General features: G+C 69.8%; 4 protein-coding genes and 1 pseudogene. 1 reads left to right on the plus strand and 4 read right to left on the minus strand.

What is annotated here, in order from left to right:
• Positions 1 to 252: 252 nt before the first annotated feature.
• Positions 253 to 2430, plus strand: coding sequence for a glutamine synthetase III (locus A6R01_RS00580; protein ID WP_292602323.1), 2178 nt, complete (start codon positions 253 to 255; stop codon positions 2428 to 2430).
• Here the strand turns inward: A6R01_RS00580 and A6R01_RS00585 are convergent.
• From A6R01_RS00585 to A6R01_RS00600, 4 genes and pseudogenes are all read right to left on the minus strand, one after another.
• Positions 2418 to 2954 carry a sigma-70 family RNA polymerase sigma factor gene (locus A6R01_RS00585; protein WP_292602326.1) on the minus strand — a complete coding sequence of 179 codons (537 nt, stop codon included), beginning with the start codon at positions 2952 to 2954 and terminating at the stop codon, positions 2418 to 2420. The two genes, A6R01_RS00580 and A6R01_RS00585, sit on opposite strands and share 13 nt — an antisense overlap.
• Positions 2951 to 3547, minus strand: coding sequence for a hypothetical protein (locus A6R01_RS00590; protein ID WP_292602329.1), 597 nt, complete (start codon positions 3545 to 3547; stop codon positions 2951 to 2953). Before A6R01_RS00590 ends, A6R01_RS00585 begins: the two co-directional genes overlap by 4 nt.
• A gap of 115 nt (positions 3548 to 3662) precedes the next feature.
• Positions 3663 to 4673 carry an aldo/keto reductase family protein gene (locus A6R01_RS00595; protein ID WP_292602334.1) on the minus strand — a complete coding sequence of 337 codons (1011 nt, stop codon included), beginning with the start codon at positions 4671 to 4673 and terminating at the stop codon, positions 3663 to 3665.
• Between the two features lie 50 nt (positions 4674 to 4723).
• Positions 4724 to 5020: pseudogene (locus tag A6R01_RS00600) on the minus strand (alpha-ketoglutarate-dependent dioxygenase AlkB); the annotation flags it as partial.
• Positions 5021 to 5454: the final 434 nt, after the last annotated feature.

A 5454-nucleotide genomic window follows, 5' to 3' on the forward strand; every position in this document is an offset into this window, starting at 1 on the left:
GGCTTCCACACCCCAGCAGAGGTCTTCGCTAAGTTGCTCGCCGAAGACCAAGCCAAAGGTGTTGCGACCACCCCTTGAATCCGCCGTCGCTCGCGCACGGCCGAGAGGTCGCTCGCGCACGGCCGAGAGGTCGCTCGCGCACGCGCCGTCCAACGTCACCGGGCCGAAATGCCAGCGACACCGGACGCTCCTAGCGTGATGGCGTAGGTCTCGGGTGATCGCGCGTCCGCGCATGGCTGAGGGAGTGCCCCCATGACGTCCAATCCGGTCCGGTTGCAGGCCATCACGTCGGTGGAGGCCTTCGTGCCGCCGCCCGTCACGTTCGACCCCGGCGAGGAGCCGGGGGAGATCTTCGGCGAGAACGTCTTCAGCCTCACCGTGATGCAGAAGCGGCTGCCGAAGTCGGTCTACAGATCGGTGCTGACGACGATCGAGAAGTCCGCGCCGCTCGACCCGGCCGTCGCAGACGCCGTGGCCTCGGCGATGAAGGACTGGGCGCTGGAGAAGGGCGCTACCCACTACGCGCACGTGTTCTACCCGCTGACCGGCCTGACCGCCGAGAAGCACGACAGCTTCCTGGACCCGGTCGGTGACGGCACCGCGCTGGCGTCGTTCTCGGGAAAGACGCTGGTCCAGGGTGAGCCCGACGCGAGCTCGTTCCCCAACGGCGGGCTGCGCAACACCTTCGAGGCGCGCGGGTACACCGGCTGGGACGTGATGAGCCCGGCGTACGTCCTGGAGAACCCCAACGGCAACACGCTGTGCATTCCCACGGTCTTCATCTCGATGACCGGCGAGGCGCTGGACCACAAGACGCCGGTGCTGCGCAGCCAGCAGGCCATGTCGGCGCAGGCCAAGCGGGTGCTGTCCCTCTTCGGGCACGAGGAGCCGGAGAACGTCGTCGCGTTCTGCGGCCCCGAGCAGGAGTACTTCCTGGTCGACAGCCACTTCTTCCACGCCCGACCCGACCTGCTCAACGCCGGTCGCACGCTGTTCGGGGCCAAGCCGCCCAAGGGCCAGGAGTTCGACGACCACTACTTCGGGGCGATCCCCGAGCGGGTGCTCGGCTTCATGATGGACACCGAGCGGGAGCTCTTCAAGCTCGGCATCCCGGCCAAGACCCGGCACAACGAGGTCGCGCCCGGGCAGTTCGAGGTGGCGCCGATGTTCGAGCGGGCCAACGAGGCCTCCGACCACCAGCAGCTGACCATGACGACCTTCCGGGCGGTGGCCAAGAAGCACGGCATGGAGTGCCTGTTCCACGAGAAGCCCTTCGCGGGCGTCAACGGCTCGGGTAAGCACGTGAACTTCTCCATCGGCAACAGCGAGCAGGGCAACCTGCTGCTGCCCGGGGACACCCCGCACGAGAACGCGCAGTTCCTCGTCTTCTGCGCCGCGGTGATCCGCGCCGTGCACCTGTACGGCGGTCTCCTGCGCGTCTCCGTGGCCTCGGCGTCCAACGACCACCGCCTCGGCGCCAACGAGGCCCCGCCCGCGATCATCTCGATCTTCCTCGGCGACCAGCTCGCCGACGTCTTCGACCAGATCGCGAAGGGCGGCGCCACCCGCTCGAAGGAGAAGGGGACGCTCATGATCGGCGTCGACACCCTCCCCGACCTGAGCAAGGACCCGGGCGACCGCAACCGCACCAGCCCGTTCGCCTTCACCGGCAACCGCTTCGAGTTCCGCGCGCCGGGCTCGCTGCAGACCGTGGCCGGCCCGATGGTCATCCTCAACACGATCATGGCCGAGGCGCTCGACCACTGCGCGACCGTGCTCGAGGCCGCCGTGGCCGACGGCACCGACTTCGACGAGGCCGTGCAGCAGCTGCTCACCTCGATCATCTCCGACCACGGCGCGGTCATCTTCAACGGCAACGGCTACTCCGAGGAGTGGCAGGTCGAGGCCGAGCAGCGGGGCCTGAAGAACCTCCGCACCACCGTCGACGCGCTGCCCGAGCTCGTCACCTCCGAGGCCCTGGAGCTGTTCGAGAAGTACGGCGTCTTCAACGAGCGCGAGATGCACAGTCGCTACGAGGTCGGCATCGAGCAGTACGTGATGACCGTCGGGGTCGAGGCCAACCTGACGCTGGAGATCGGCTCGACCACCGTGCTGCCGGCCGCGATCCGCTACCAGACCGAGCTGGCCTCCAACGTCGCGGCGCTGAAGGCGGCCGGGGTCGAGGCCGACACCTCCACGCTGGAGGCCGTCACCGCACCGATCACCGCGCTCCGTGCCGGGCTCGCGGCGCTGTCGTCGGCCATCGAGGGCGCCCACGAGCACGAGGGCATCGAGGAGGCGGCGTACTGCCGTGACACGGTGCTCCCGGCGATGGCCGCGGTCCGCGAGGCCGCCGACGAGCTCGAGGGCCTCGTCGCCGACGACCTGTGGCCGCTGCCGACCTACCAGGAGATGCTCTACATCCTCTGAATCCGCGCGGGTGCCTTGACCGGGGACGACCCGGTCAGGGCATCCCGCAGGGTCTCGCGGGCGGCGGCGTACCGGCTGCGTGCGGTGGAGGGGTTGAGGCCGAGCAGCTCTGCGGCCTCGGCGACGGCGAAGCCGTCCCAGTGGATCAGCATGACCAGCTCGCGATGGGCGTCCGGCAGCCGCCGGACCGCGTCGCGTACGGCGTGCTGCTCGGCCTCGTCCGGTCCGTCGATGACCGGCGCCGTGCTCAGGTGCTCGCGGAGCCGGTCGGTCAGCGCTCCGCGGCGACGGCGCGAACGACGGTGGTTGGCCAGCACATGGCCTGCGATCGTGAAGAGCCACATCCGCTGGCGGACCGCGTCCTCGGGCACCGACTCGTGCCGACGCCAGGCCTGCAGCATCGTCTCGCCGAGCAGGTCGGCTGCGTCCTCGCGCACGTCGACGCGACGCTCGAAGTAGCCGAGGAGGTCGCTGGACGTGGCGTGCAGTGCGGCGCGCATCCTGGCCCGGGCGTCCGGCGTCACAGCCGGCACCCGTTGCCGGTCGTGACCGTCACAGCGCGCAGGTCGTGACCCTGCGCCGCCAGCGCCGAGCGCATGCGCTCCACGACCGCGTGCTGCACCGCCGTGACCTCGAGGTCGTCGCCGGTCAGCGCCGGCTGCCGCTCGGAGGGGTCCTCCTGCTCCGACCGGACCCGCTCCTCGGCCGACTGCCAGTCGCTGATGGCGTCCTCGCGGTCGATCGCGTCGTAGTCGAGGTCCGCGAGGAACGCGCGCGCCGCGGCGAGGGTGGCCGCCTGCTCGGCGTCGCTGAAGGCCGGGGCCGACGGCTCGCCGTACCCGGGGGAGAGCGCCTGGACGGCGACATCGACCTCGCAGGTCTGCCCGGACCCGGTGGTGAGCAGCCCCCAGCCTGGCAGGACACCGGCGGCCGTCGCGACGGTCCCGAGACCGAGGACACCCAGGGCGACGCCCCCGACCAGCGTCATCCGCGCCCGACGCCGGGGCCGACGAGCGTCCTCGCTGGCCACCACCAGACCCCGCAGCTCCTCGTGGAGCTCCGGGGTCCGTCGGGCGACCGGGGGACCGGACTGGTCGAGCAGGTGGTCGAGATCCATCGTGGGCTCCTCGTGTCGGGGACGGTGTCACCCCGTACATGTCCGGCAGAGCCGGAGACGTCCACGATGGGTCAGCGACGGTCGAGGGGCCGTCGGTCGGGTCGCGCCGTACGGATCAGACGACGCGGGTCTTCGGAGCTGTCTTCTCGGTCATGCCCGGGTCGTCGATGACGGCGTCGCCGAGAACGTCGTCGATCGCCTTCATCAGGTCGGCGTCGAGCTTCTTGCCGGCGGCGGCGACGTTGTCCTCGACCTGCTCGGGGCGCGAGGCGCCGACCAGGGCGGAGGCGACGTTGGGGTTCTGCAGGACCCACGCGACGGCGAGCTGGGCCATGGTCAGGCCGGCCTCGTCGGCCAGCGGACGGAGCTTCTGGACCCGGGTGAGCAGGTCGTCGTCCATCCAGCGCTTGATCATGTCGGCGCCGCCCTTGTCGTCGGTGGCGCGCGAGCCGGCCGGGGGAGCCTGGCCGGGCTGGTACTTGCCGGTGAGCACGCCCTGCGCGATCGGGCTCCACACGATCTGGGAGATGCCGAGCTCCTCGCACGCGGGCACGACCTCGCCCTCGATGACCCGCCACAGCATGGAGTACTGCGGCTGGCTGCTGATCAGCTGGATGCCGAGGTCCTTCGCGAGCGCGTGGCCTGCGCGGATCTGGTCGGCGGTCCACTCCGAGACGCCGATGTAGAGCGCCTTGCCCTGCCGCACGACGTCGGCGAAGGCCTGCATCGTCTCCTCCAGCGGCGTCTCGGTGTCGTAGCGGTGCGCCTGGTAGAGGTCGACGTAGTCGGTCTGGAGCCGGGTCAGCGAGCCGTTGATCGACTCCATGATGTGCTTGCGCGACAGCCCGGTGTCGTTCTTCCCGCCCGGACCGGTCGGCCAGTAGACCTTGGTGAAGATCTCCAGCGACTCACGACGCTCGCCCTTCAGTGCCTCACCGAGCACCGTCTCTGCCTTGGTGTTGGCGTAGACGTCAGCGGTGTCGAAGGTGCTGATGCCCGCATCGAGCGCGGCGCGCACGCACGCGGTGGCCGCGTCGTTCTCGACCTGCGAGCCGTGGGTGAGCCAGTTGCCGTAGGTGATCTCCGAGATCTTCAGACCACTGTTGCCGAGGTAGCGGAACTCCATGCCCACAACCTATGCGGTGGATGGTCGTGGTGGGAGGGGCGGCGCTGCTCTCAGTGCCACCACCGGAACGTCAGGTTGGGACGGGGGCCGACGGGCTCGTCGGTCGCCGGTACGGCGTGCTGCCAGGCGCTCTGCGACTCCCCGTGCATCACCACGAGGCTGCCGTGCGTGAGCGGGAGGCGCACCTCGCGCCCGCTCGCGAGGTGGCGCATCGCGAAGGTCCGGGTGCTGCCCAGGGACAGGGAGGCGATGGTGGGCTCGGGACACAGGGCCGACTCGTCGTCGCCGTGCCATCCGATGCAGTCCCGCCCGTCGCGGTAGAGGTTGAGCAGCACCGAGTTGTAGCGCGCGTCGGTGCGGTGAGATGGGTCGAGGTCTTTCGAAGATGGCGGTTCCTACGCCAGCCACCTGAAGGACCTCGACGTGATCGACGCTACCCCGCCGGCCGGCTTCGGCCGCCCTGTCCTGACCGCCTTCGCGTCTCATCCCCATCGACCCTGATCGAGTCTGCTGACCCCCCCCGACGAGAACTCAGCGACATCACGGCCACCCAATCCCGACCGTCCGGGAAGCCGGGACACGTCACATGGCCTGTGCTGTGGGCGTGTCGAGTGGGTCGTCCAGGGGCGACGCAGGAGCGTCGACGCGACGTGCTGAGAGGTGGTTCCAGTCGAGCACTAGGTGTACTGACCACGGACGTTAGGTACGGCGTGCCTGCTGGACGATGACGAAGACCTCCGGGTGAGGTGTGAAGCGACCAAGCATCCACTCGCTCACGAAC

This window comes from Nocardioides sp. REDSEA-S30_B4 (assembly GCF_001627265.1).
In the GTDB taxonomy this organism is placed as follows: domain Bacteria; phylum Actinomycetota; class Actinomycetes; order Propionibacteriales; family Nocardioidaceae; genus Nocardioides.